The organism is Alteriqipengyuania flavescens (assembly GCF_030406725.1).
GTDB classification, from domain to species: Bacteria; Pseudomonadota; Alphaproteobacteria; order Sphingomonadales; family Sphingomonadaceae; genus Alteriqipengyuania_B; species Alteriqipengyuania_B flavescens.
Genome location: NZ_CP129107.1, coordinates 1,780,829 through 1,806,616, shown reverse-complemented (window position 1 = coordinate 1,806,616; position 25,788 = coordinate 1,780,829). Strand labels below are relative to the sequence as shown.

25 protein-coding genes and 2 pseudogenes are annotated in these 25,788 nt (G+C 66.0%); 17 read left to right on the top strand and 10 right to left on the bottom strand.

What is annotated here, in order from left to right:
• Position 1: 1 nt before the first annotated feature.
• The 5 genes from QQW98_RS09360 to QQW98_RS09340 all read right to left on the bottom strand — a co-directional run bounded on the left by QQW98_RS09360 (position 2) and on the right by QQW98_RS09340 (position 3,917).
• On the bottom strand, positions 2-1,150 hold the full coding sequence (locus tag QQW98_RS09360; protein ID WP_290134681.1) for an acyl-CoA dehydrogenase family protein: 1,149 nt from the start codon (positions 1,148-1,150) through the stop codon (positions 2-4).
• 58 nt (positions 1,151-1,208) lie between these two features.
• Positions 1,209-1,514 carry an I78 family peptidase inhibitor gene (locus tag QQW98_RS09355; RefSeq protein ID WP_290134680.1) on the bottom strand — a complete coding sequence of 102 codons (306 nt, stop codon included), beginning with the start codon at positions 1,512-1,514 and terminating at the stop codon, positions 1,209-1,211.
• Between the two features lie 4 nt (positions 1,515-1,518).
• The gene (locus QQW98_RS09350; RefSeq protein ID WP_290134679.1) at positions 1,519-1,692 is read right to left on the bottom strand and encodes a RidA family protein; all 174 of its coding nucleotides are present in this window, start codon (positions 1,690-1,692) and stop codon (positions 1,519-1,521) included.
• 225 nt (positions 1,693-1,917) lie between these two features.
• Positions 1,918-2,415, bottom strand: a complete 498-nt coding sequence (locus tag QQW98_RS09345; protein ID WP_290134678.1) for a hypothetical protein — start codon at positions 2,413-2,415, stop codon at positions 1,918-1,920.
• Between the two features lie 5 nt (positions 2,416-2,420).
• Entirely contained in the window at positions 2,421-3,917 is a 1,497-nt protein-coding gene (locus tag QQW98_RS09340) for a CoA-acylating methylmalonate-semialdehyde dehydrogenase (protein WP_290134677.1), read from the bottom strand.
• 208 nt (positions 3,918-4,125) lie between these two features.
• Between QQW98_RS09340 and QQW98_RS13915 the strand changes: the two genes are divergently transcribed.
• The 12 genes and pseudogenes from QQW98_RS13915 to QQW98_RS09285 form a co-directional block, all read left to right on the top strand.
• Positions 4,126-4,911, top strand: coding sequence for a TonB-dependent receptor (locus tag QQW98_RS13915; RefSeq protein WP_319023283.1), 786 nt, complete (start codon positions 4,126-4,128; stop codon positions 4,909-4,911).
• Positions 4,912-4,935: 24 nt separating this feature from the next.
• The gene (locus tag QQW98_RS09335; protein WP_319023282.1) at positions 4,936-7,077 is read left to right on the top strand and encodes a TonB-dependent receptor domain-containing protein; all 2,142 of its coding nucleotides are present in this window, start codon (positions 4,936-4,938) and stop codon (positions 7,075-7,077) included.
• 280 nt (positions 7,078-7,357) lie between these two features.
• Complete coding sequence (locus tag QQW98_RS09330; RefSeq protein WP_290134676.1) at positions 7,358-8,002, top strand: lytic transglycosylase domain-containing protein; 645 nt, start codon at positions 7,358-7,360, stop codon at positions 8,000-8,002.
• 4 nt (positions 8,003-8,006) lie between these two features.
• Positions 8,007-8,303 carry a TrbC/VirB2 family protein gene (locus tag QQW98_RS09325; protein WP_290134675.1) on the top strand — a complete coding sequence of 99 codons (297 nt, stop codon included), beginning with the start codon at positions 8,007-8,009 and terminating at the stop codon, positions 8,301-8,303.
• Between the two features lie 6 nt (positions 8,304-8,309).
• Positions 8,310-8,594, top strand: coding sequence for a type IV secretion system protein VirB3 (locus tag QQW98_RS09320; RefSeq protein WP_290134674.1), 285 nt, complete (start codon positions 8,310-8,312; stop codon positions 8,592-8,594).
• Between the two features lie 24 nt (positions 8,595-8,618).
• The gene (locus tag QQW98_RS09315; RefSeq protein WP_290134673.1) at positions 8,619-11,036 is read left to right on the top strand and encodes a VirB4 family type IV secretion/conjugal transfer ATPase; all 2,418 of its coding nucleotides are present in this window, start codon (positions 8,619-8,621) and stop codon (positions 11,034-11,036) included.
• Positions 11,033-12,304, top strand: a complete 1,272-nt coding sequence (locus QQW98_RS09310; RefSeq protein WP_290134672.1) for a type IV secretion system protein — start codon at positions 11,033-11,035, stop codon at positions 12,302-12,304. The genes QQW98_RS09315 and QQW98_RS09310 overlap by 4 nt, the downstream gene beginning before the upstream one ends.
• On the top strand, positions 12,304-13,098 hold the full coding sequence (locus tag QQW98_RS09305; protein ID WP_290136914.1) for a TrbG/VirB9 family P-type conjugative transfer protein: 795 nt from the start codon (positions 12,304-12,306) through the stop codon (positions 13,096-13,098). Before QQW98_RS09310 ends, QQW98_RS09305 begins: the two co-directional genes overlap by 1 nt.
• On the top strand, positions 13,095-14,219 hold the full coding sequence (locus QQW98_RS09300; RefSeq protein ID WP_319023280.1) for a TrbI/VirB10 family protein: 1,125 nt from the start codon (positions 13,095-13,097) through the stop codon (positions 14,217-14,219). The genes QQW98_RS09305 and QQW98_RS09300 overlap by 4 nt, the downstream gene beginning before the upstream one ends.
• A 10-nt stretch (positions 14,220-14,229) precedes the next feature.
• On the top strand, positions 14,230-15,261 hold the full coding sequence (gene virB11 / locus QQW98_RS09295) for a P-type DNA transfer ATPase VirB11 (protein WP_404800798.1): 1,032 nt from the start codon (positions 14,230-14,232) through the stop codon (positions 15,259-15,261).
• Between the two features lie 78 nt (positions 15,262-15,339).
• Entirely contained in the window at positions 15,340-16,206 is an 867-nt protein-coding gene (gene mtnP / locus QQW98_RS09290) for an S-methyl-5'-thioadenosine phosphorylase (protein ID WP_290136911.1), read from the top strand.
• 74 nt (positions 16,207-16,280) lie between these two features.
• Positions 16,281-16,556, top strand: a pseudogene (locus tag QQW98_RS09285) (GIY-YIG nuclease family protein); the annotation flags it as partial.
• Here the strand turns inward: QQW98_RS09285 and QQW98_RS09280 are convergent.
• Genes QQW98_RS09280 through QQW98_RS09270 form a run of 3 tightly spaced genes read right to left on the bottom strand, consistent with a single transcriptional unit; the run spans position 16,548 to position 17,897 of the window.
• Complete coding sequence (locus QQW98_RS09280; protein ID WP_290137056.1) at positions 16,548-16,718, bottom strand: glycosyltransferase family protein; 171 nt, start codon at positions 16,716-16,718, stop codon at positions 16,548-16,550. The pseudogene QQW98_RS09285 and the gene QQW98_RS09280 sit on opposite strands and share 9 nt — an antisense overlap.
• Before the next feature lie 26 nt (positions 16,719-16,744).
• Complete coding sequence (locus QQW98_RS09275) at positions 16,745-17,269, bottom strand: glycosyltransferase (protein ID WP_290134670.1); 525 nt, start codon at positions 17,267-17,269, stop codon at positions 16,745-16,747.
• A gap of 7 nt (positions 17,270-17,276) precedes the next feature.
• Positions 17,277-17,897 (bottom strand): TIGR04282 family arsenosugar biosynthesis glycosyltransferase, encoded by a 621-nt coding sequence (locus QQW98_RS09270; RefSeq protein WP_290134669.1) that lies wholly within the window; start codon positions 17,895-17,897, stop codon positions 17,277-17,279.
• Positions 17,898-17,907: 10 nt separating this feature from the next.
• Here QQW98_RS09270 and QQW98_RS09265 point away from each other — a divergent pair, with 10 nt between their 5' ends.
• The 3 genes and pseudogenes from QQW98_RS09265 to QQW98_RS09255 all read left to right on the top strand — a co-directional run bounded on the left by QQW98_RS09265 (position 17,908) and on the right by QQW98_RS09255 (position 20,344).
• The gene (locus QQW98_RS09265; protein WP_290134668.1) at positions 17,908-18,207 is read left to right on the top strand and encodes a hypothetical protein; all 300 of its coding nucleotides are present in this window, start codon (positions 17,908-17,910) and stop codon (positions 18,205-18,207) included.
• Between the two features lie 12 nt (positions 18,208-18,219).
• A pseudogene (locus QQW98_RS09260) lies at positions 18,220-18,702 on the top strand (sterol desaturase family protein); the annotation flags it as partial.
• Between the two features lie 13 nt (positions 18,703-18,715).
• Positions 18,716-20,344, top strand: a complete 1,629-nt coding sequence (locus QQW98_RS09255) for an FAD-dependent oxidoreductase (RefSeq protein WP_290134667.1) — start codon at positions 18,716-18,718, stop codon at positions 20,342-20,344.
• Here the strand turns inward: QQW98_RS09255 and QQW98_RS09250 are convergent, their stop codons facing one another.
• The gene (locus tag QQW98_RS09250) at positions 20,345-21,571 is read right to left on the bottom strand and encodes an NAD(P)/FAD-dependent oxidoreductase (protein WP_290134666.1); all 1,227 of its coding nucleotides are present in this window, start codon (positions 21,569-21,571) and stop codon (positions 20,345-20,347) included.
• Positions 21,572-21,788: 217 nt separating this feature from the next.
• On the opposite strand from QQW98_RS09250, the gene katG reads away from it, so the two are divergent.
• A complete protein-coding gene (gene katG / locus QQW98_RS09245; RefSeq protein WP_290136910.1) occupies positions 21,789-23,948 on the top strand; it encodes a catalase/peroxidase HPI in 2,160 nt (719 codons plus the stop codon).
• 127 nt (positions 23,949-24,075) lie between these two features.
• The gene (locus tag QQW98_RS09240) at positions 24,076-24,582 is read left to right on the top strand and encodes a flavin reductase family protein (RefSeq protein WP_290134665.1); all 507 of its coding nucleotides are present in this window, start codon (positions 24,076-24,078) and stop codon (positions 24,580-24,582) included.
• Between the two features lie 6 nt (positions 24,583-24,588).
• On the opposite strand, the gene QQW98_RS09235 is transcribed toward QQW98_RS09240, so the two are convergent.
• Positions 24,589-25,752 (bottom strand): acyl-CoA dehydrogenase family protein, encoded by a 1,164-nt coding sequence (locus QQW98_RS09235; RefSeq protein ID WP_290134664.1) that lies wholly within the window; start codon positions 25,750-25,752, stop codon positions 24,589-24,591.
• Between the last annotated feature and the right edge of the window lie 36 nt (positions 25,753-25,788).

Below are 25,788 nucleotides of genomic sequence, written 5' to 3'. Positions count from 1 at the left end.
GTCACCCCTGCCTCAGCAGGTCCCGGCCCACGATCATCCGCATGACCTGGTTGGTACCTTCCAGGATCGAATGCACGCGCAGGTCGCGCCAGAAGCGCTCGATGGGGTAATCCTTGAGGTAACCGTAGCCGCCGAACAGCTGCAGCGCGTCGTTCACCACCTTGCTGCCGTTATCGGTGGCAAGTCGCTTCGCCATGGCGGAAAAGCGCGACTTGTCGGGCGCGTTGTCGGTCACCTTGGCGGCGGCGAGATAGAGCAGCGCGCGCGCGCTTTCGAGGTCGGTCGCCATGTCGGCGAGCATGAATTGCGTGTTCTGGAAATCGGCGATGGGCGTGCCGAACTGCTGGCGGTCCTTGGTATAGGCGACCGCTTCGTCCAGGCAGCGCTGCGCCCCGCCCAGCGAGCAGGCACCGATATTCAGCCGCCCGCCGTCAAGCCCCATCATGGCGAAGCGGAAACCCTCGCCTTCATCCCCCACGCGATTGGCCACCGGGACCCGCGCATCCTCGAAGATGACCTGCGCGGTGGGGCTGGCGTTCCAGCCGAGCTTCTTCTCCGGCGCGCCGAAGCTGACTCCGGGCGTGTCGTTGTCGATCACCAGGCAGGTGATGCCCTTGGTCTTGTGCTCGCCGGTGCGCACCATGGTGACGTATACATCGTTCACGCCGCCGCCGGAGATGAACTGTTTGGTGCCGTTGAGCACGTAATGGTCGCCGTCGAGAACGGCGTTCGTCTTCAGCCCCGCCGCGTCCGATCCGCTGCCCGGTTCGGTCAGGCAATAGCTGGCGATCTTTTCCATGGAGATCAAGTCCGGCAGGTAGCGGTCCTTCACGTCCTGCCCGCCGAAGCTGTCGATCATCCAGCTGGCCATGTTGTGAATGGAGATGAAGGCGCTGGTGGTGGGGCAGCCATAGGCCATCGCCTCCATGACCAGCGCCGCCTCCAGCCGGCCGAGGCCGATGCCACCGCTTTCCTCCGACACGTAGATCGCGCCGAAACCCAGCTCGGCCGTCCGCTTGATTACGTCCTTCGGGAAATGGTGCTGCTCGTCCCAGTCGCCGGCATGCGGCGTGATGTTGTCGGCAGTGAAGCGCTGCGCCATCTTCTGGATGGCGAGCTGATCGTCGGTAAGCTGGAACTGGCCTGTCATGCGCGCGGCTCTAGCGGCGTTGCGCGGCCATTTCCAGCGATGGTTTCCGCTGCAACGATCAGCCGCACCTTACCTCTTGGATAATGTAATTTTCGTCGTACATCACGTTCAGCCGGTCCGACCGAAAATCCATCGTGAAAATAGCGCCGGGAGGTCCCCAGCGCAGCGCCCGCGCGCCGGTGCGCTGGAGCAGTTCGCCTCCCAGTTCGGCAGTGGCGCGCTGGCCGATAGCATACTGCCCCGCCTGCGCATCGCATTCGCCCGCAGGTGCGGGGCGGCCCGGCAGATCCGGATCGGCTGGCGGCATGGTCGCGGCACATGCGGCGAGCAGCGGCAGGGTAGCGAGGGTAAGGAAAGGTTTCATCGGCTCATTCTCCCGTGTCGTGGGCCGGGACGATTGCCTCGGCCTCCACTTCGACTTTCCATTCGCGGCGGCACAGCCATGCGACGCCGGCCATCGTCGCAACCGGTGGCGCATCGCCGAAGAACCGCGCGTGAACGGCGCCGACGGCCTGCTGGTCGTCGAAATCGGTCAGCAGCATCCGCGTCCGCACGATGTCGCGCGCCGCCCCGCCCAGACTCGACGGCGCGCACCGCCAGCGTGAAACAGCGTTCCGCCTGCGCCGCAGCATCGCCCGGCGTGGTCGATCCGTCATCCTCCACCGGACCCGTTCCGGCAACGAGGATGCGGTCGCCGACCCTGATCGCGCGGCAGAACCCGAACTCGGCCTCGTAAGGCGAGCAGGAGTGCGTGCGTCGGCGCGTGGTCACGGGCAGCGCTTCAACGGCATCGGCTCGTACCCGGCGCGATTCTCCACCGGATAGGGAGTCAGCCGCTCTCCATCCTGCGTGAGGACATAGCGGGTCGCCGTCTCCCACGTCTCACCTTCGCCTTCAATCGCCAGCGTCACGATCATCGTGTCGACCCCGTCGACCTCGACGCTTTCGACCGTGCCGAGGGATTCGTAGAATTCGATCCGGTCCGGGCCGATATCGATGCGCAAGTCGCTCGATGCCATGCAACTGCCCTCGACATAGTCCCACACGCCGCGGAAGCGTTCGGGGATCTGCGCGACTGGCTCTGGAGCAAACTCTCCGCCCAGCGGAGGGTCGAACGGGATCGGCGGCGCGCCATCGCCGATCCCGCCGTCAGGCTCGACCGGGATGGCTTGCTCGTCCGGAGTGGCCGGAGCCTGCGAGCAACCGCCTGCCAACAGCAGGGCCGCTGAGAAAGGAGCGAGGCAGAGCGTGACAGGTGACCGCATGCCCGTCACCCCATCGTCGGGATGACGAAGGCGTTCGACCCGTCGCCGCCACCGTCGGGCCAGCGCTGGGTGACCTTCTTGGCCTTGGTCCAGAACTTGAGGCCTTCCATGCCGTACTGGTCGATGTCGCCGAACCCCGAACGCTTCCAGCCGCCGAAGCTGTGGTAGCTGACCGGCACGGGGATCGGCACGTTGATGCCGACCATACCGACATTGACGCGGCTGGCGAATTCGCGCGCCACATGGCCGTTGCGGGTAAAGATGGCGACGCCGTTGCCGTACTGGTGCTCGCTCGGCAGGCGCACGGCCTCCTCGAAATCTTTCGCACGCACGATCTGGAGGACGGGGCCGAAGATCTCTTCCTTGTAGCTTTCCATGTCGGGGGTCACCCGGTCGAGCAGGGTCGGGCCGACGAAGAACCCGTCCTCGTGGCCCTGCAACGTGAAGCCGCGGCCATCGATGACGACTTCGGCGCCTTCCTTTTCCGCCGTGTCGATCCAGCCCTCGACCCGCGCCTTGTGTTCGGGCGTCACGACCGGGCCGTAATGCGCATCGGGATCGTTCGAGACGCCGACGCGCAGCGCGTTGATCGCGGGGATCAGCTTTTCGCGCAGCTTGTCGGCCGTGTCCTCGCCCACCGGCACGACCACCGGCAGCGCCATACAGCGTTCGCCGGCCGAGCCGTAGGCTGCCCCGGCGAGGTCGTTCACCACTTGGTCGAGATCGGCGTCGGGCATCACGATGCCGTGGTTCTTCGCGCCGCCGAAGGCCTGCACGCGCTTCGCATTCGCGGTGCCGCGCGAATAGATATATTGCGCGATGTCGGAGGAGCCGACGAAACTGATCGCCGGAATATCGGGATGGTCGAGGATGGCATCGACCATTTCCTTGTCGCCATGGACGACCTGCAGTAGCCCTTCGGGCGCGCCGGCTTCGAGGAAAAGCTCGGCAAGGCGCACCGGCACGCTCGGGTCGCGTTCGGACGGCTTGAGGATGAAGGCGTTGCCGGCCGCGATCGCCATGCCGAACATCCACATCGGGATCATGGCCGGGAAATTGAACGGCGTGATGCCCGCGCCGATGCCGAGCGGCTGGCGCATCGAATAGACATCGATGCCCGGACCGGCGCCCTGCGTGTACTCACCCTTCAGCGCCTGGGGGATGCCGCAGGCGAATTCGATGACTTCCAGCCCGCGCTGCACATCCCCATGTGCATCGTCGACGACCTTGCCGTGCTCGCTGGAAAGAAGCTCGGCCAGGGCCTGCTTGTTGTCCTCGACCAGCCGCTTGAAGTCGAACATCACGCGGGCGCGGCGCTGCGGATTGGTCGCGGCCCATTCGGGCTGCACTTTCTTCGCCGCGTCGACCGCCGTCTGCAGCAAGTCTGCCCCGCCCAGCGGTACCTCTGCCTGCACCTCGCCCGTCGACGGGTTCCAGATATTGTGAGTCCGCCCGCCGGTGCCGCCGGGATTTCCGGCGATGAAATGGTCGACCTTGCGCATGCGAACTCTCCTGGACTGGTATCTTGCGTTACCAACGCGGTTGGCGCGCTCCGGCTCCGAAATCAAGCGCACCGGCCACGCGCGCAACCTTCTTGCGGGGCGCGCCTGTTAACTGCCCGTTTAATTGCATTGCCAAGCCGCTAGTTTATTGATTTATTCCGCAATGCAGATCACCGCAAAGGTGGCGGCATTGAGGAGAGAGGATACCATGAGGGCCAAGCTAACCCTGCTGGCCGGCGTGTGTGCCGGCGCAATCGCATTCCCCGCCTACGCTCAGGACGCGGTGGAAGAGGACGAACCCGAATTCCCCAGTAACGAGATCGTCGTGATCGCCCAGCGCCAGGCCCAGCGCCTGCAGGACGTTCCACTGTCGGTCAGCGCCGTCAGCGCCGAAGCGCTCGAGGCCCAACAGATCGAGAACACGTCCGACCTGCAGCTGGCCCTGCCCAACATCACCTTCACCAAGACGAACTTCACCTCGTCCAGCTTCACCATCCGCGGGATCGGCGATTTGTGCGTGGGCGTGACCTGCGACCAGGCAACCGGCATCCATCTCAACGAAGCGCCGCTGTTCGGCACCCGCCTGTTCGAAGGCGAGTTCTACGATCTGGAACAGGTGGAGGTCCTGCGCGGCCCGCAAGGCACGCTGTTCGGCCGCAATGCGACCTCGGGCGTGGTCAACTTCCGTACCGCACGGCCCAGTCCGTCCGACGTCGCCGCGTCGGTGGAGGCTCAATACGGCAACTACAATGCCTTCAAGGTCAAGGCGATGTACAACCTGCCGCTGGCCGATATCGCGGCCGTCCGCGTGGCCGGCTATTACGTCAACCGCGAAGGCTTTACCGAAAACCTGTTTGACGGGTCGGATATCGACGGGCGCGATCTCGGCGGCATTCGCGGATCGCTGCGGATCGAACCGTCGGCCGATACGACCATCGATTTCATGGTCCAGTATTTCGAGGAGAACGACGACCGCCTGCGCAACCAGAAGTAGCTGTGCCAGTTCGACCCAACCGGCGTGCTCGGCTGCCTCAACGGCAACCTCGGCGCCTCGGCCCCGAACAGCAATGCCACCCTGCCCAGCCTGCTCGCCTCCAGCCAGACCTTCGGGGTCCAGGGCCTGCCGCAGGCCTTCGCGCTCGGCAGCGTCTACGGCCCCAGCGCCTTCATCAATTCGTCGGTCACGGACGATCCGCGCGTGGTGTCCACCGCCTATCGCCCGCGCTACATGGCCGACGAGACAATCGTGCAACTGCAGCTCAACCAGGGTCTGGGCGATGACTTCAACCTGAAGCTGTCGGGCCAGTACCAGGAAAGCGGCGTCGACAGTTCGCAGGACTACAACCTCGCGCTGCAGAACCGGGCGGCCTACGCCGTGCCGCTCAACACGCTCGCCTTTGCCGGCGGAGGTGGGCTCGACGGGCTGATCCCGGGCCTTTCCACCTACCTCGGCCCGGTCGCCAACGTGCTGATCCCCAACGGGCCGAACGGCGTGGTCTGCACGTCCGCGCCCGTCGAAACCAACACGGGGGCCTATGGCGGCGACGCGATCTGCGCCGATACGCCGCTGTCGTTCGACCGCTCGAACCAGACCAACAACGCGTGGGTGTTCGAAGGGCTGGTCAGTTCCGACCTTCCCGGGCCGTTCAACTTCCTCGTGGGCGGTATCTATGCCGACTACACGACGACGGAGAACAGCTATTACGTCAACAGCTTCGGCCTCGACTATTTCGCCGGCGTCGTCGGTGCGTTCTCGGCTGCATCGAACGGCCTGCCGCCAAGCTTCCTAGCGTCGCCGTACTTCCGCAACAACACGACCGATTATCGCCTGAAAAGCTTCGGCGTGTTCGGCGAGGCATATTTCGATGTCAGCGACCAGCTCAGCCTGACGGTGGGCCTGCGCTACAACGACGATGACAAGGAAGTGCGCGCCCGTTCCACCCTGTTCAACTTCCTCGTACCCTACGGGACGCAGGATGCCTTCGATTCGCCGTTTGCGGCGGGTTTCGATGCGGACGAGGGTACGGACGGCATCCAGCAGGAAGCCTTCCGCCAGGCGAGCTTCAAGGAAATCACAGGCCGCGGCGTCATCAACTACAAGCTGAGCCCGGACAATTTGATCTACGCTTCCTATTCGCGCGGCTACAAGTCGGGCGGTATCAACCCGCCGTTGCAGGCCGGGCTGGGCGTGGAGGAGACCTTCGCACCGGAATTCGTCGACGCGTTCGAACTCGGTTCCAAGAACACGTTCGGCTGGGGCACGCTCAACCTGACGGGCTTCTACTACAAGTACGACAGCCTGCAGCTGTCGCGCATCGTCAACCGGACCTCGGTCAATGACAACGTCAGCGCCGACATCTGGGGCGCGGAGGCCGAGGCGATCGTCCGGCCGACCCCGCAGCTGACTATGAACTTCTCGGCCAGCTACCTCAACACGGAGGTTACCGACGACAAGTTCCTGTCCAATCCGCGCGACTTCGGTGCCGGCCGCAGCGATGCGGTCATCATCAAGGACATCACCAACGGTTCGAACTGCGCTGTCGCGCCGGGGACGGACGGTAACGCCGCCGGTGCCCAGGCCTTCGTGACGACGGTCAACAACCTGATCAACGGCGGGCTGCTGCCGGGCGTCAGTCCGGGTGCCGGGCTGCAGGGTCCGACCGCCTTCCCGTCCGACGGCGGGATCGCGTCGACCGGGGCGTTCTCGATCTGCTCGGCGTTGCAGGGCGTGGCCGCTGCCAACGGGGCGGCGTTCGATCCCAACGGAATCGACGTGTTCCTGTCGGGCATCCCGTCGAACATCAACGGCAACCAGTTGCCCGGTGCCCCGGAATACAAGTTCGCCGCCGGCATCCAGTACGATATCCATATCAACGACGATGTCACGCTTACGCCGCGCGCCGACTATACCTATACCGGCAGCAGCTTCGGCAGCATCTTCAACACGGAAATCAACTCGATCGACGGCTATTCGCAGGTCAACGCCCAGATCCAGCTGGCCAGCGACAACGGCTGGTTCGTGCGGATCTTCGGCCAGAACCTGACGGACGAAGATGCGGTGTCCGGCCTTTACGTGACGGACCAGTCTTCCGGCCTGTTCACGAATGTCTTCACTCTCGATCCGCGGCGCTACGGCATCGCGGCAGGGATCAACTTCTGAGGCTGGATCGCACCGATCGAACCGAAGGGGCCGGGCAGCGATGTCCGGCCCTTTTCTTTTGCCGCACCGAAACCGCCCACCGGTTAACCGTGATCTTGGGCAGTTTATTGCGCATTCATCCCGGATTTCTTATGGAGGCGGGGCATGGGGGCTGGGTTCGCGCTGCGGGCCCGCCCCCATTTGCGTCCCGGCGCGTGCCGCGCGGCAGACGGACCCACGGTGAAAAGTGTCATAGGGGCGTCACGTCTGGTATGCAGTGCGCTTGGGATTGGAGGGTCCGATGATTCGAACACGTCGCCTGATGGCGATTGCCGGCAGTGCCATGCTCGTTCTGGGCAGCCCTGCGCACGCCGACGTGATCGAGATCGGGGCGGGAGGCGCACGCTGGGTCGCGGGCGGAGCGGGCGACGTGTCCGGCATCATGACCATCGCCCCGGCAAGCGCCGCGCCCGGAGCCATCCCGACCGCGGAAGTGCCCGCCGACATCCGGGTGCCGACCGTCGCCATCGCCGACCTGTCGATCGCGCCCGGCGTGGTGCCGGCCGTCTATGCCGCGCATGTCGCCGACCTCGCCGATCGCTACGACCTCAGCCCCGCGCTGATCGAGGCGCTGGTGTGGCAGGAGAGCCGCTGGAACCAAGTGGCGATTTCTCCGGTCGGTGCCCGGGGCCTGGGCCAGCTGATGCCCGGCACCGCGCGCGAACTCGGCGTGAACCCTGACGATCCCTTCGCCAACCTGGAGGGCGCGGCACGGTACCTGCGCATCCAGCTCAACACCTTCGGCGATCTCGAACTGGCGCTGGCCGCCTACAACGCCGGGCCCGCCCGCGTCCGCCGCGCCGGCGGTATCCCGCGCATTCGCGAAACCCAGAATTACGTAGCTGCCATCATGGGCCGCCTTTCCAACTACAGCCGGAGTGAATGATTTTATGCGTGCGATAGCACCTGTCCTGGCCATGCTGGCCGCAATCCTGCCAACCATGGCGCAGGCCCAGGCCGCCGATCCGCAAGGCTCCGGCCCGATCGTCTCGGCCCTCAGCTGGCTGCAGGGTACCCTGCTCGGCAGCGTTGCCACCGCCGTCGCCGTGATGGCCGTGGCCGCCGTCGGCTTCATGATGCTGACCGGCCGGATGAACTGGCGCTTCGGCGCCACCGTGATCATCGGCTGCTTCATCCTGTTCGGCAGCGTCAGCATCGTCGCCGGTATCCAGGGCGCGGCTGGCTAAGCCCCGATGACCCAGCTCGTCCGCCATCCCGTGCACAGGGCATTGACCCGGCCGCAGATGTTTGCGGGCGTGACCTACAACTATTTCATCATCAACGCGCTGGTGACGACGGAACTGTTCCTCATCACCGGCAGCTTCTGGGCGCTGCTGGCCGCAGTCGTGATGCACGTGATCGGCTATTTCGCATGCCTTCGCGAACCGCGCGTCTTCGACCTGTGGATCACCAAGGTCAGCCGCTGCCCGCGGGTGAAGAACTATCGCCACTGGGGGTGCAATTCCTATGCGGCCTGAGTGTGCAAACAAGGCGGTGGCGCCATGACCAAGTGGAAAGGCGCCGCAGCCTGGAACAGCAGGGAATCGCGCGTCGGCGACCGGCTGCCCTACGCCCGCCAGATCGACGAGAGCACGATCATGCTGCGCGACGGGTCGCTGATGATGGCGCTGCAGGTCCCCGGCCTGCTGTTCGAGACGGAGGATAGCGAGGCGCTGAACGCCCACGCCGCCACGCGCGAGGTGCTGCTGCGCAGCCAGCTCGATGCGCGCTTCGTGCTCTATCACCACGTCATCCGCCGCCGTGTTGAGGTGGAGCTCGACGCGAAGTTCGACGATCCGCTTGCCGCGCACATCGACGCGCGCTGGAAGGACCGGCTGGCGAACGGTTCGCTGTTCGTGAACGACCAGTTCCTGACCCTCGTCCGCCGCCCCGCGCGCGGCAAGGCAGGCCTGGCAGAAAAACTGTCCAAGCGCTTCAAAAAACGCGGCAAGGACATCGTCGCCGATCCCAAGGACCTGCGCGGCCTGCGCGCGGCTGCCGGCGGCCTCGCAACCGCCCTGTCGAGCTACGGCGCACGCATGCTCGCCGATTACGAAGGCGATGCGGGCAAGACCTATTCCGAAATCCTCGAGCTCTTGAGCGCGCTCTACAACGGCGAGATGCGCCCGGTACGCCGGCCCGACGAGGAAGCCGATATCGGCCACATGCTGCCCTATCGCCGCGCCAGCTTCGGCCTCGACGCAATGGAGCTGCGCGGTGCGAACGGCGTCGACTTCGCCAGCATCCTCAGCCTGAAAGACTATCCCGACGCGACCAGCCCCGGGCTGATCGACGGACTGCTGCGCCTGCCACACGAGATGGTGGTGACCGAAAGCTTCGCCCCGCAGGAGCGGACCACCGCGCGCGAGCGGATGGATCTGGCGTTGCGTCGCCTCAAGTCCGCTGACGAGGAAGCGCGCGCCGAACGCGCCGACATGCTCGCCGCGCGCGATGCCCTCGGCAATGGCGCGGTCGGCTTCGGGGACCACCACCTCACCGTGCTGGTGCGCGAACGCGACCTCCCCGGCCTCGACGATGCGGCCGCCTCCGCCGCCGCCGCGCTCGCCGACAGCGGCGCCATCGCGGTGCGCGAGGATACCAATCTGGAGCCTGCCTTCTGGGGCCAGTTCCCGGGCAACGAGGGCTACCTCGTCCGCCGCGCGATGATCTCCACCGCCAACATGGCCAGCTTCGGCTCGCTCCACGGCTTTGCTCTCGGCCAGGCGGACGGCAATCACTGGGGCGAAGCAGTCACGCTGTTGCAAACCACCAGCTCCACGCCGTTCTTCTTCAATTTTCACAATGGCGACCTCGGCAATTTCACGGTCATCGGCCCGTCGGGTTCGGGCAAGACGGTGGTGATGAACTTCCTCGCCGCGCAGGCGCAGAAATTCAGCCCGCGCACGATCCTGTTCGACAAGGACCGCGGGGCGGAGCTGTTCATCCGCGGTATCGGCGGCACGTATGACCGCATCGCCAGCGGCCTGCCGACCGGCTTCAACCCGCTCCAGCTGCCCGACACGCCCGGCAACCGCGCCTTCCTGCGCGACTGGTTCACCGTGCTGCTGAAGGCCGAAGGGCCGGAGGAAGAGGGCGTGATCGCGGGCGCGGTCGATGCGGCTTACATGAACGATGCCTCGCTGCGGCGGCTGCGGCATTTCAGGGAATTGCTGTCGGGTGCGCGCCGTCCGCAGCCGGGCGACCTGGCCGATCGCCTGTCCGCCTGGATCGAGGGCGGCGAGAACGCCTGGCTGTTCGACAACGCCACCGACCAGCTCGATCTCAGCCACAAGACGCTGGGTTTCGACATGACCGCGCTGCTGGAAAACCCCAAGCTGCGCACGCCGACGATGATGTACCTGTTCCACCGGATCGAGGAACGGCTGGACGGCGAACCGACGATGATCCTGATCGACGAGGGGTGGAAGGCGCTCGACGACGAGGTGTTCGCCGCGCGCATCCGCGACTGGCTGAAGACGCTGCGGAAACGCAACGCGCTGGTCGGGTTCGCGACCCAGTCCGCCCGCGATGCGCTGGACAGCAAGATCGCCGCCGCGCTGGTCGAACAGACCGCGACGATGGTGTTCATGCCCAACGCCCGCGCCAAGGCGGAGGATTACTGCGACGGCTTCGGCCTGACGGAGCACGAGCTGGCGGTGATCCGCAGCCTGCCCGCGCACAGCCGCGCCTTCCTGATCCGCCAGCCCGATGCCAGCGTGGTGGTGCGGCTCGACCTCGGCAGCGCGCCCGAAGTGCTCACCATCCTGTCGGGCCGCGAAAGCTCCGTGCGCAGGCTCGACACGCTGCGCGAAACGCTGGGCGATGCGCCTGCCAAGTGGTTCCCCGCCCTCACCGGCCACCCGTGGCCCGGGACGGGCGAAACGGACGCAGATTACGACATCCGGGACGCCGCAGAATGACCGTGGTAGCCGCTGCCCCTGCTACGGCGCAGGTCACAGCCCAGGCCGCGACGACGGCTGCCGGCCAGTGCCAGCAGGCGGCCGCGCAGGTCGGCGGTTCGATTTCCGGCAGCCTCGCCGGGATCGACTGCGTCACGCAGGAAATGACGCAGAGCGCGTTCTTCAACATTTTCGCCAGCGGCGGGGCGATGGCGCCGATCCTGACGCTGGTGCTGACGCTGTTCATCGCCATTTTCGGCTTCCTGCTTCTGACAGGGCGCAGTCGCCTCGGCATTGCCGAACTGACGCCGCGCATGATGACGCTCGGCTTCATCGTCACGCTGGTGACCAGTTGGGTCGCCTTCCAGACGCTGGTGTGGGACGTGGCCGGCGGGGGTCCGGACTGGATCGCAACCCAGCTGATGGGATCGGACCAGAGCGCCACACTCGTCTTCGCACAGAAGATTGACATCGTCTTCGCTTCTGTCGCAGAGGTTGCGGGCGGGGACGGAGCGGAAGTGCCCAGCAGCGTCTTCAGCCCATCCGGCCTGATGTGGTTCGGGGCCACGCTGTTCCTCCTCGGCACCGTCGGCGTCCTGGTGACGGCGCGGATCGCGCTCGCCGTGCTGGTCGCACTCGGCCCCATCTTCCTCGTCATGGCGCTGTTTCGCGGCACCCACGGCATGTTCGTCGGCTGGCTGCGCGGCGTGATGATGCTGGCCCTCACCCCGCTGTTCGCGGTCATCGGCGGCAGCCTGATGCTGGAACTGTCGATCCCGGTCATCAACGCCCTGCGCGCAACGCCCGGAGAGATCGACCCGCGCGCGGCGATGGCTTTCTTCATGGTCGGCGCAGTCCATTGCGCGCTGATGGTGATGGGCGTGAAAGTCGCGGGCACGATGGTGGCGGGCTGGAACATCTTCGGCCTTGCCGCCCCGCGCGATATCGACCGCGGCATCAACACCGCCGCAACGGCAGCGGCCAACGCACCTATCACCGTCAATCCCGCCGCCGTGACCGGCCCGGCGAATTCGACCGCAGCCGCGGCGATGGGGCCGGGCGGCAGCCGCCGGATCGACGTATCCGCAGGCGCCCTTGCCCCCGTCGCCAACGACAGCGCGGGCGCGGCCGGAGGCGGCGGCAACCGCACCACAAGGATTTACGCGACCGGCCCCGGCGAAAGCCCGCAGGCCGGTTCAGCCGCAGTTAGCCGCGCACGCGGTATCGGCAGCCGCTTCAAGTCCGCGCCGGTCGGCAGGCCCGCCGCCCGCGCTTCGGAGAAACGATGATGTTCCGCGCCCTCCCCGTCCTGTTCGCCATGCTGGCGCTCGCCGCCGCAGCGCCCGCCAGCGCCGACGATCCGCGCCTGCAGCAACGCCTCTACGATCCGACCGAAGTCGTCATCATTCGGGGCCAGGTGAATGTGCAGGCGACGATCCAGTTCGGCGAAGGCGAGACGATCGAGAACGTCGCCATCGGCGATTCCACCGCCTGGCAGGTCACGCCCAACAAGCGCGCCGACCTGTTGTTCGTGAAGCCGCTGAAGCCGCGCGGTGTCACCAACATGACCGTGGTCACCAACCGCCACACCTATTTCTTCGACCTCGTCGCGGGCGAGGCGCGGCCGATCTACGTCATGCGCTTCGTCTATCCCATCGAGCTGATGCCGGACGAGGAAGAGCTGGCCGAAGCTGCACCCGCTCCGGCCCGCGCCAACCCGGTGGAACTGGCCGCCGCCAGCGATCCCTACGCCGTGGCGGACCCCAATGCGGTCAACTTCGCCTGGCAGCGCAGCGGCAATTCCGCGCTGATGCCGGAGCGCATTTATGACGATGGCGATGCGGTGTTCCTGTCGTGGGATCGCGACCGCGCCGTGCCCGCCATTCTGGTCGAGAATCGCAAGGGCGTGGAAGGTCCGGTCAATTACGCGGTGCGCGGGGAGACGCTGGTCGTCGACGGCGTGCCCGCCAAGCTGATCCTGCGCAACGGGCAGCAGGAAGCTGAGCTGGTCTACGCCGGACCGGGGCCCGAAGTGACCCGCGAACGCGCGGCGCAGTTCGCCGCGACCGAGGAGATGGAATGATGCGCCTTGGTAGTGCCAAGCTGAAAGCCACGCCGGAAGCGGCCAACGACCCGCGCGAAACGGGCGAAGCGGAGGTCATCGACCTCGCCACCCGCCAGTCGCTGCCGCAGGTCGCGAAGAAAGGCGGCGCTTCGGACGGGCTGCAGCTGTTTGCGGGCGTCGCCATCGTCGCGTCGCTGGGGGCTGCAGCCTTTTTGGGCATGAACAGCGGCCGCGATGCGCAGGAGGAAGTCGCCCCGGTCGAAGCCGCGCCCGCAGTCGAAACCGTGCCGGTTGCGACCACTCCGGTCACGACCACGCCGGTGCCGGTGACTCCGGTCGGCACCTCGCCCGCCCCCATCACCTCGCCGCAGCCGGTCTTCGCGCGTACTGTGCCTCAGCCCAACACGGTGACGGCAGTAAATCCTTATTCCTCCCCTACCGTGGTGTTCGACGGCGGCGGCCAGCCGGTTGCCGTCAGCTCGCCCGGTGCGCAGCCCGCAGCGGCGGGGGCGCGCCCTACGACCGGTTCGGTCACCGGGAGCGCGGGCGATTTCGCCAGCGCGGTCGGCGGTGTGGGCGGCGGCCCCGCTTCCGCAGTTGCAACATTCGACCCCAAGACCACCGTCACCCAGGGCACGCTGATACCCGCGGTGCTGGAAACCGCCATCGACACCGACGTGCCCGGCTTCGTGCGCGCCGTGGTATCGCAGGACGTGCGCAGCTACGACGGCACCCGCGTGCTCGTGCCGCGTTCCAGCCGCCTGATCGGCCAGTACCAGAGCGGGCTGCAGGCAGGGCAGAAGCGCGCCTATGTCATCTGGACGCGGCTGATCCGGCCCGACGGGGTGAGCGTGGACATCGCCAGCCCTGCCACCGGCTTCGACGGCTCGGGCGGCCTGCCCGGCAAGGTCGATAACCACTTCTTCCAGCGTTTCGGTTCGGCCATGCTGCTGTCGGTCATCGGCGGACTGAGCACGCTGGCGACGGGCGGAAGCTCGGTCATCCTCGGCGGCGGGTCGAGCGCGGCCAGCACCGCCTTGCAGCAGGACGGCAATATCCCGCCGACCGTGCGCGTGAAAATGGGCGAACCGATCCGCGTATTCACCGCCCGCGACCTCGATTTCAGTTCGGTCCAGTAAGGCGCCCGCCGTGTCTGCCGAGATCCACTCGCTGGCGCCCGACGCCGACAGCGGCATCGCGGCGACGCCGGAAATCCAGAGCGGATCGGTCTACCTCGACGCCTATCTCGCCCCGTTCAAGCCGTGGTTGGAGAAGGACACGGTCACCGAAATCCTCGTCAACGGCCCCGGGGTCGTTTGGGTGGAGGATGCGGCGCTCGGCGGAATGCGGCGGATCGATGCGCCGCATATCGACGACAAGCTGGTCCAGCGCCTGGCCGAACAGGTCGCGCGGGTCAGCCATCAGGGCATCAACCGCGAACACCCGCTGCTGGGCGCCGTGCTGCCGTCCGAACGCGGCCAGTCTGGCGCGCGCGTGCAATTCTGCGGCCCACCCGCGACGCGCGATCACTGGGCGATGGCGATCCGCCGCCACCGCCGGCTGGACCTGCCGCTCGATGCCTATGACGCGGGCCCGCTCCATCCGCCCGAAGAGCCGGACATGCCCGACCCGCAGGCAGAACCGGTCGGCTTCCTTCGCGAGGCGATCCGCCAGCGCAAGACGATCCTGATTTCCGGCGGCACTTCCACCGGCAAGACCACTTTCCTCAACGCGATGCTGGGGGAAATCCCCGCCGGCGAACGCGTGATCGTGGTCGAGGATACGCCCGAACTGAAGCTGCCGGGCGAAAACGGCGTCGGCCTGGTTGCGGTAAAAGGCGAACTGGGCGAGGCGAAGGTCACCGCCAACGAACTGCTCCAGTCCGCCCTGCGCCTGCGACCCGACCGTATCGTGCTGGGCGAATTGCGCGGCGCGGAAAGCGTAAGCTTCCTGCGCGCCATCAACACCGGCCACCCCGGCAGCTTTTCCACCATCCACGCCAATTCGCTGCGCGGCGCCCTGGAACAATTGAGCCTGATGGTCATGCAGACCGGGATCGGCCTCACCCGCGAAGATACGATCGCCTATGCCGCGAACGTCATCGACGTGGTGGTGCAGCTCGGCCGGCAGGACGGTAAGCGCGGCATCACCGCCATCGCCAAGGCCAGCGAAATCGCGTGACAATGCCTTGCGCTTGAGGGTTCCTTAAGCACCGCGCGCCAGTTACCGTCCCGGCGCAACCAACAGGCAGGAATGGCAATGGCGGACGGCTGGACAATCGGCATCATCGGCGGCAGCGGGCTCTACGATATAGGGGCGCTGGAAGACCGCCAGTGGATCCGCATCAACTCGCCTTGGGGCGAAGCGTCGGACGAGGTCCTGTGCGGCCGCATCGGCGACGTGCAATTGCGCTTCCTCCCCCGCCATGGCCGTGGTCACCGCATAGCCCCGTCGGACCTCAACGCGCGCGCCAATATCGACGTGCTGAAGCGCGCCGGCTGCACCGATGTGCTGGCAATCAGCGCGGTCGGTTCCTTGCGCGAAGAGCTGGAGCCGGGCCGCTTTGTGGTGGTCGACCAGTTCATCGACCGGACGAAGTCCCGCCCCTCCAGCTTCTTCGGCACCGGCATGGTCGCCCATGTCAGCATGGCCGAACCGGTCTGCCAGCGCCTGTCCGCCATGGCCGGCGCGGCGGTGGAGAACGCGGGCGGCGCAGTGGCGCAGGGCGGCACCTACCTTGCCATGGAAGGCCCGCAGTTCTCGACCCGGGCGGAAAGCCACCTCTACCGCCAGTGGGGCGCCGACGTGATCGGCATGACCGCAATGCCCGAAGCGAAGCTCTGCCGCGAGGCCGAGCTGCCATACGCCCTCGTCGGCATGGTCACCGATTACGATTGCTGGCGCGAGGATGCGGCTTTCGTGGAGGTCAGCGGCGTCATCGAGCAGATGCAGGCCAACGGCAGTGTTGCGCGCAAGGCAGTGGAACAATTCATCGCCGCGCTGCCGGAAACGCGCGAGCCCTCCCCGCTCGACACGGTGCTGGACCACGCACTGATAACCGCGCCCGAGGCGCGCGACCCGGCGATAACGGCGAAACTGGACGCGGTGGCGGGGCGGGTTTTGTGACTAACTCGTCAATTACTCGTCTCCCCGGGCTTGACCCGGGGTCCCACTTTTCCTCTCACGCGATCTAGCCCGTAGTGAAAGGCGGCTGGGTCTACATCATGGCCGATCGATATCGTGGCACCATGTATGTCGGAGTGACCGCAGATCTTGCCACTCGCATAGAACAGCACCGTTGCGGTTCGGGATCAGCCTTCTGCGCGAAATACGGATTAGATCGTCTGGTGTGGGCTGAGCGCTTCAATGACATTGGTGAAAGCATTGCCAATGAAAAGCGCATCAAGCGGTGGCGGCGTGAGTGGAAGTTTGAACTGATCGAGCGTGGCAACCCCGATTGGGCAGACCTATCGGATGTCCGGATAATGCTGCGCCAGCCGGGCGCGGGCACCGAACGCCCACATCATGCCGACCTTGAAATATATCCAGTTGGCCTTCAGCTCGCCCCACTCGGCCACCCTGCGGTCCGATGTGTAGATCTTGCGCGGATTGAGCCGCACCCGGCCGAAACGGGCCATGCGGATGCACAAATCCGCTTCCTCCATCACCGGCGTCCCCGGATCGCAGCCTCCTGCCGCGAGATAGTCGGCGCGGCGGAAATGCATCGCGGGATCGCCGAACAGCAGCCGCACGCCCTTTGCGTAGAGATGCGGCCGCAGCAGCAGCGGCGCGTACCAGGTCTTGACCCTGTTATGGAAGCTGGTGAATCTTCGCACGCCTCCCGGCCCGCGCAGGATGGTGGTGAACCCGCCCAGCGCCACCGTCGGATCGGCCAGTATCCGTTCCACTCCGCTACGATGTCGCGCGGCGGCTGGGTATCGGCGTGGAGGACGCAGACGAGCCCGCTTCGCGCAGCCTCCACCTCGGCGTTGATCTGCCGCGCGCGTCCGCGCTCCGCCGTCATCACGCGCCACCCCGCAGCCCGGGCGATCGCCACGGTCTCGTCCCCGCTCCCACCGTCGACAAGCAGCACCTCGGCAGGCTGCGGATCGAGCGCGGCGACATGGGCCACCAGCGCAGGCAGCGCCTTCGCCTCGTCGAGTGTGGGTATCAGAAGAGTGACGGCCATCGCGGCGTCAGGGGCGAAAGTCGGGCCAGTGCTTCAGGTCGTCTTCCGTGTCGATATCGCCGAGTTCCTTGAGCATGGCGTACCCTATGCCCGCTTCGTCCAGCTTCGACAATGTCGCGGCAAGCAGGCCGGGCTTGCTCCACGGCATGGCTTCGAACAGGAACGGCATTGGCCGCGCGAGGCCAATCAGCCAGTATCCGCCGTCGGTCGCCGGGCCTATGACCGCGTCGTTCTCCGCCAGGGCCTTCGCCGCCTTGCGGAGCTTCTTCGCGGTAAGGCCGGGGCAGTCGCTGCCGATCACCAGCGCCGGCGCTTCGACCCGGGCCAGCCGCTCGCCGAGATCGCCCCCGCCTTGCGGCACCAGGTCGATCTCGCCCGATACAAGCTGCGCGAAATCCGCCGCCTCCGCCCCGTCGTACCGCAGTTCGACCGGCAAACCGCTCGACCGTGCCTCGATCAGCGTGTGATCGAGCAAGGCGCGATAGACACGGCTGGCGGCAGCATCGCCAATCGTTTCCGCCAGCCGCGTCTTGACCGCGCCGGCCTTCGGATACTTTGCGAAAATGACCACCCGCGGTTGCATCGCGCGGGCCTTTAGCGGGTTGGAAGCCGCCGCGCTATCGGGCATGGCAATTGTCATGATAGTGTCGGTAACGCATCTTTTCGGCGCGCTCGCCGCAGGTGCCGTGGGCGCGCTGCTGGTTGCCGGAAGAAAGCGCCCGCTGCGCCGCCGGACCCGTCCCGACCTTGCCCGCAACATCCAGAACGCCGCCATGGGTGCCAGCTGCGCGCTGGTGATCGCCCTGGTGGAAGAACCGCTGACCCAGCGCATCGCCCGTGCCAATGCAGCCGGCGGGCGCGGGATTGGCCAGCGCGTGCCGAAACCGGTCTCACTCGCGGCGGGCGTGCTGGCGATGGATTACGGCTTCTACCTCTGACACGTCGCCACCCACAAGCTGCCGTACCTGTGGCGCTGGCACCGCGTGCACCATATCGACGAGGACATGGACGCAAGCACGGCGGTGCGGTTCCACGCGCTCGACATGCTTTTCTCGCTGCCATGGCGGCTGGTGCAGGTCCGGCTGGCCGGCGTCGATCCCGCAGGCCTGTTCGCGTGGCGGCAGGTCTTCAACGCCAGCATCCTGTTCCACCATTCGAACCTGCGCCTGCCGGCGGGCTGGGACGAGCGCCTGAGCCTCGCCCTCACCACGCCGAAGATGCACGGCATCCACCATTCGAGCGTGAAGGCCGAACGTGACAGTAACTGGACGAGCGGTTTTTCCTTCTGGGACCGCCTGCACGGCACCTTCAGGGACACGCCTGCGCAAGACGCCATCGATATCGGGGTTGCCGATCCGCGTACCGGGGCCGATATTGCGATTACCCGGTCGCTGACGGCCCCGTTCCGGCCGATCCCGCCCGAAAGACGATAGGAGGCTGACGCCCGTGGAAACCATCGGTTTCGATCTGACCCAGATGAAGCGTGTGCCCCTGTCGGAAGAGCACCTAGCGGCGATTCGCGAGGTCGGCACCGAATGCAGCTATGTCGCCGGCGATATCGTGGCCGCCACGGGCGAGGCGCTGACCCGCTTCGTCCTAGTGCTCGAAGGCGAGATCGAGGTGAAGGACCCCTATTCCGAAGCCCGGCTGCTCGAAAGCGGCCTCGGCCCCGGGCAATTCATGGGCGACATCAATTTCCTCAACGGCGGGGCGACGATCCTGCCGATGCGCGCCGCGGTTGATACGCGCACGGTGGAGGTGCCGCGCAAGGAGATGCTCGACCTGATGGCGCGCATCCCCGAACTGTCGGACCATATCATCGGCGTGTTCACCGCCCGCCGTCGCCGCACCTTCGAAGCCAGCGACAGCGCGATCAAGGTGGTGGGCGCAGAGCGCGATCCGGCCGTCCAGCGCGTCGCCAGCTTCCTCAGCCGCAACCGCATTCCCCACCTCAATTTCGCGCTCGACGACGATGCGGACGAAACCGCGCGGCTGTGTAATCTCTCGGACCACGAACCGGCGGTTTTCGTCGGCAAGGACGAGGTTATGGCCGACCCTACCCCGCGCAAGGTCGCGCAGATGTTCGGCCTCGATCTCGACGTGACCGACACGGGCGATATCGACCTGCTCATCGTGGGCGGCGGCCCGGCGGGCGTGGCGGCAGCGGTCTATGCAGGGTCGGAAGGCCTGTCGGCGCTGGTCGTGGAGGACAGCGCGATCGGCGGGCAGGCCGGGGCCAGCAGCCGGATCGAGAACTACATGGGTTTCCCGACCGGGATTTCCGGCGCCGACCTGACGCTGCGCGGGCAGATTCAGGCGATGAAGTTCGGCACGCGCTTTGCGATGCCCCGCCGGGTCGAGAAGCTGGAGCGGCTGTCGGACCGGCGCTATTGCGCAACGCTGGACGATGGCGACACGATCTGCGCGGGCGCGGTGCTCGTTGCCACCGGGGTGCAATACCGCCGCCTGCCGCTCGACCGGCTGGAAGAATTCGAAAGCGCCGGCGTGTTCTACGCGGCGACCGAGATGGAGGCGCGCTGGTGCCGGGGCGGCACGGCCGTGGTCATCGGGGGCGGCAATTCCGCGGGGCAGGCGGCGATGTATCTCAGCCGCAGCGCCGATCACGTCCACGTCCTCATCCGCGGCAACAGCCTCGCCGCTTCGATGAGCGACTACCTCTCCAGCCGGCTCGAAAGCGACCCGCGCATCACGATCGATTACGGCACCAGTTGCACCGCGCTGCACGGTAACACGCGGCTGGAAGCGATCACGATCGAAGGGCCGGACGGAGAGCGGACGATCGACACGAAGGGCCTGTTCATCATGATCGGGGCGGCGCCCAACACGGGCTGGCTGGAAGGTCACGCCGACACCGACGAGCGCGGCTTCGTGAAGACAGGCGATGCGGCGGGTGCGGCGAACGATTACGCCACCTCGGCCCCGGGGATTTTCGCAGTTGGCGATTGCCGGGCGGGTTCGGTCAAGCGCGTCGCGTCTGCCGTGGGCGAAGGATCGGTGGTGGTCTCCTCCATCTGGCAGCATATCCGCGCCGCGAAAGAGCCTGCCACGCTCTGATCAGAGCAATTCCTTCAGTGGCACGGTGGCATCAGCCAGCTTGTCGGGCGCGACGGTCGCCCCCGCTTCCACCAGCTTGCGGCCTTGCACGTAATCCTTCACCGCGTTGACGCAATCGAGCGCGACGACCTTGCCGCCGCGCAGGTATACGACCGAAAAGCTGCGGCTGGCCGGATCGCCGCGGGTTACGGCTTCGTCGTGGCCATGGTTGAGGCCGACGGTCTGCAGTTTCAGATCGTACTGGTTGGACCAGAACCACGGCGTCGCGGCGTAGGGTTCTTCCTCCCCCATGATCGCCTTCGCCGCAGTCGTGGCCATGTCGCTGGCGTTCTGGACCGATTCCAGCCGGATGACCTGCCCGTCCGCAAAGCCGTTGGCATGGGCGGCGCAGTCGCCGATGGCGTAGACATCTTCCAGCGTGGTGCGGCAGTATTCGTCGACATCCACGCCGTTGGCGCCGCTTGCGCCGGCAATCAGCAGCGGCCCCACGGCGGGCACGATGCCGATGCCCACGATGACCATGTCCGCCGCGATAGTCTCTCCGCCGGCCAGCACGACGCCGCTCACCCGGCCATCCTTGCCGGCGATTTCCTGCACGACCGTGTCCAGCCGCAGGTCCACGCCGTTGGCGCGGTGTTCGGCTTCGAAGAAGCGCGACAGGTCTTCCCCGGCGACGCGCGCCAGCACGCGGGACTGGTTCTCCAGCACGGTGACGCTGCAACCGAGCTTGGTCAGCACGGCCGCCGCTTCCAGGCCGATATAGCCGCCGCCAATCACCACGACGCGTTTGAGGCCGCTGTCCAGTTCAGCCTTCAGCGCATCGACATCGCGGCGGTCGCGCACGGCGTGGATGCCGGAAAGTTCGCTGCCCGGGCAATCGAGTCTGCGGGCATCGCCGCCAGCCGACCAGATAAGCCGGCCGTATTCCATCACGCTCTCGTCACTCAGCGTAAGGCGGCGTGCCTGCGGGTCGATGGTGGCAACCGCGCGGCCTCGCAGCACCGCGATATCCCGCTCCTCCCAGAATTCTGGCTTGCGGATCAGGATACGCTCGAACGGCTTTTCCCCGGCGAGATATTCCTTCGACAGGGGCGGGCGCTCGTACGGCAGCTCGCTTTCGCGCGTGACGATGGCGACGGTTCCTTCGAACCCGCGCTGGCGCAGGGCGATGGCGGCGGCGGCCCCGCCGTGCCCGCTGCCCACGATGATGATGTCGGCTCGTTCCATAAACGGCACTTTTGGGCGCACTGGCGGGCACAATCAAGCACGCGGCGCATTCGATTAGTAAGTTTCAATCAATCGATTGGACAGATTACCGGAGGGGGTCCTACCAGCCTCCTAGCAATTCGGAATCGGACCCGATTCCCTAACGAGAGGAGAATTCACCTTGGACGTCAAGACAGGCTCGATCTCGGGCGGCTGCCCCTTCAGCGGCGACAACGACATGCGCAAGCTGTTCGGCCGCACCAACCGCGACTGGTGGCCGGACAGCCTCGACATGTCCCCCCTCACGCAGGAAGGCCGCAGCGCCGACCCGATGGGCGAGGATTTCGATTACGTTGAGGCTTTCAATGCCATCGACTACAAGGCGCTGAAAGAAGATTTGACCGCGCTGATGACCGACAGTCAGGACTGGTGGCCGGCAGACTATGGCCACTACGGCCCCTTCTTCATCCGCATGGCATGGCACGCAGCCGGCACCTATCGCACCGGCGACGGTCGCGGCGGCGCCTCCAGCGGGCAGCAGCGGTTCGCCCCGCTCAACAGCTGGCCGGATAACGGCAACCTCGACAAGGCGCGCCGTCTGCTGTGGCCGATCAAGCAGAAATACGGCAAGCACATCAGCTGGGCCGACCTGTTCGTGCTGACCGGCAACGTCGCCATCGAAAGCATGGGCGGCCCGGTGTTCGGCTTCGGCGGCGGGCGCAAGGACGTGTTCGAGCCGGAGACGGTGTACTGGGGCACGGAAGAGCAGTGGGTCGACGAAGGCGTCGAAACTCGCATCATCCCGGAGGAGGGCAAGGCGCTGGAAAACCCCCTGGCGGCGATCCAGATGGGCCTCATCTACGTCAATCCGGAAGGTCCGGGCGGCAATCCGCACGATCCCGAAGGCATGGCGCGCGACATGCGCGAGACCTTCTCCCGCATGGCCATGAACGACGAGGAAACGGTCGCCCTGACCGCCGGCGGCCACGCATTCGGCAAGGCCCACGGCGCAAAGCCTGCCGACACGTTCGGCAAGGCGCCCGAAGGCGAAAACCTGCACACCATGGGCTTCGGCTGGCTGACCGACCCTGAGGAAATCGGCAAGGGCCACATCACGACCTCCGGCATTGAAGGCGCGTGGACACCGAACCCGACCGAATGGGGCAACGACTATTTCCGCCTGCTGTTCAAGTACGAGTACGAACTCGTGCAGTCGCCGGCCGGTGCCAACCAGTGGACCCCGATCGATCCGGAAGAGGCCGACATGGCCCCCGACGCACGCGACCCGTCCAAGAAGGTGCCGACCATCATGATCACGGCGGACATGGCGCTGAAGCGCGATCCCGAATATCGCAAGATTTCGGAGCGTTTCCTCAACGACCAGTCGGCACTGGATGATGCCTTCGCCCGCGCATGGTTCAAGCTGACCCACCGCGACATGGGCCCGAAGGTCCGTTACCAGGGCCCCGAAGTGCCGGAAGAAGACCTGATCTGGCAGGATCCGATCCCCGCCGGCAAGGAAGCCTCGGACAGCGCCGTGGCGGACTTCAAGTCCAAGGTCATGGACAGCGGCCTGTCGGTGCGTGAACTCGTCAAGGCGGCATGGGCTTCCGCCTCCACCTATCGCCGCAGCGACCACCGCGGCGGTGCCAACGGTGCGCACATCCGCTTCGATGCGATCAAGAACTGGGCTGTCAACGATGCCGATGAACTCGGCAACGTACTCGCCAAGCTCGACGAACTGCGCGGCGACCTGTCGATGGCCGATGCCATCGTGTTGGCTGGCGCCGCAGCGGTCGAGAAGGCAGCCAAGGACGGCGGCTTCGACATCTCCGTGCCGGTGTCCACCGGCCGCGGCGATGCGACCGAAGACCAGTTCGACGCCGAAAGCTGGGAGCCGCTGGAACCCTTCGCCGATGGCTTCCGCAACTACCTGAAGACCAAGGCTTCGGTGAAGACGGAAGACATGCTGATCGACCGTGCCGACCTGCTCGGCCTGTCGATCCCCGAAATGACCGCGCTGCTCGGCGGCATGCGGGCACTAGGCGCGGTCAGCAAGCACGCGGAACATGGCGACACGATCGGCGTGCTGACGGACCGCCCCGGCACGCTGTCGAACGACTTCTTCGTCAACCTGCTCGAAATGGGTGTGGTCTGGGAAGTGGTCGACGAAAGCGGTGACGAGGAGTTCATCGGCCGCGACCGCAAATCGGGCGAAGAGAAATGGCGCGCCACGCGCACCGACCTCGTCTTCGGTTCGAATTCGCAGCTGCGCGCGATCTCCGAAGTCTACGCCGAGAACGGCAACGAAGAGAAGTTCGCCCGCGACTTCGTGGCCGCATGGACCAAGGTCATGGAAGCCGACCGATTCGATCTCCAGTACGCCAAGTACAAGTAAGTCCCACTCGCGGACGCGATAGGGGGCCGGGCGAGCGATCGTCCGGCCCCTTTTCTTTGCGCTTTCCATCACGGATGGCCCGTTTGATGACTTGCGTCGCAAGGGCGCGGCGGGCAGGAGACATGCCATGACCTCGCCGCGCGAATTCATTGCCGGGACCGACCCGAGGGTGCTGCGCGACGCGATGGGCTGCTTCGCCACCGGCGTGACGGTGGTGACGGCGCTGGCCGAAGACGGCGAGCCAGTGGGCCTCACGGCAAACAGCTTCACCTCGGTCAGTCTCGACCCGCCGCTGCTGCTGGTCTGCCCCGCAAAGAACGCCGGGACCACCAGGGTCCTGGAAAACACGGAGCATTTCGCGGTCAACGTGCTGGGCACGGACCAGAAGGACCTGTCCCAGCTGTTCGCCACCAAGGGCGCCGACCGGTTCGACGGTTTCGCCTTCGAGACATGGGATTACGGCGTACCGATCATCCCCGGCAGCCTCGCCAATTTCGAATGCCGCCGGCACGCGCTGCACGACGGCGGTGATCACATGATCCTGGTGGGCGAGGTGGAGCGGGTGCGCTTCGAACCGAACCGCGACCCGCTGCTCTATTTCGGCGGCAAGTACCGCCGCCTGCATTTCACCTGAGCGCCCTCACATGCTGCGGGCGATGAGCATCTTCATGATCTCGTTGGATCCGCCGAAGATACGCGTGATGCGGCTGTCGCGGAACAGCCGCGCGATGGGGTATTCGTTGATGTAGCCCCAGCCGCCGTGCAGCTGCAGGCACTTGTCGACCGTCTCGCCCTGCAATTCCGTGGCGACCAGCTTCGCCGCCGCCGCCGCATCCAGCGTCAGTTCGCCCTTCAGGTGGCGCGCGATGCAATCGTTGACGAAGACCTTGGCGGCCATGCCGCGCGCCTTCAGGTCGGCAAGAACGAACTGCGTGTTCTGGAAGTCCCAGATCGTCTGGCCGAACGCCTTGCGCCCCTTCACGTATTCGATGGTCGTATCGAGCGCCTTTTCGATCGCGATCATCGCGCCGGCGGCGATGATCAGGCGTTCCTGGCCAAGCTCGCCCATCAGCTGGGCGAAACCCTTCCCTTCCTCGCCGCCGAGGATGTTGTCGCCGGGCACGAAGACGTCGTCGTAGAACAGCTCCGACGTATCGGAACTGTCGAGGCCGATCTTGTCGAGCTTCTTGCCGCGCGCGAAGCCTTCCGCTTCCTCCGTCTCAACGCAGACGAGGCTTATGCCCTTGGCGCGTTCGTTCGGATCGGTCTTCGCCACGGTGATGACGAAATTGGCCACCTGCCCGTTGGAGATGAAGGTCTTGGATCCGTTGACACGGTAGCCGTTGCCATCCTTCAGCGCGGTGGTGGTGATCGACTGCAGGTCGCTGCCGACGCCCGGCTCGCTCATCGCGATAGCGGTCACCAGTTCGCCGTTCACCATCTTGGGCAGCCAGCGCTTCTTCTGCTCTTCGGTGCCGTAGCGCACGACGTAGGGCACGCAAATGCAGTTATGGAGCGAGGCGTTGAAGCCGCTCGCCCCGTGCTTCGCTGTCTGGTTGACGACGACGAGGTCGTGCCGGAAATCGCCGCCATGGCCGCCGTATTCTTCCGGCACCGATACGCCGAGCAGGCCCGCCTGCCCCGCCTCGTGCCAGAACTCGCGGTCGACCTGGCCGTTCTCTTCCCATTCCTTCAGGCGCTTTTCGGGCAAGTGCTGCTTGAAGAACTTGTCGACCGCATCGTCGAACATGCGGATTTCCTCGTCCTGCATGAAGTCGGGATCGGGAATGTTAAGAGCGGGCATGGGGAGGCTCCGTTGGCTTGGCGGTTGGCGAAATTT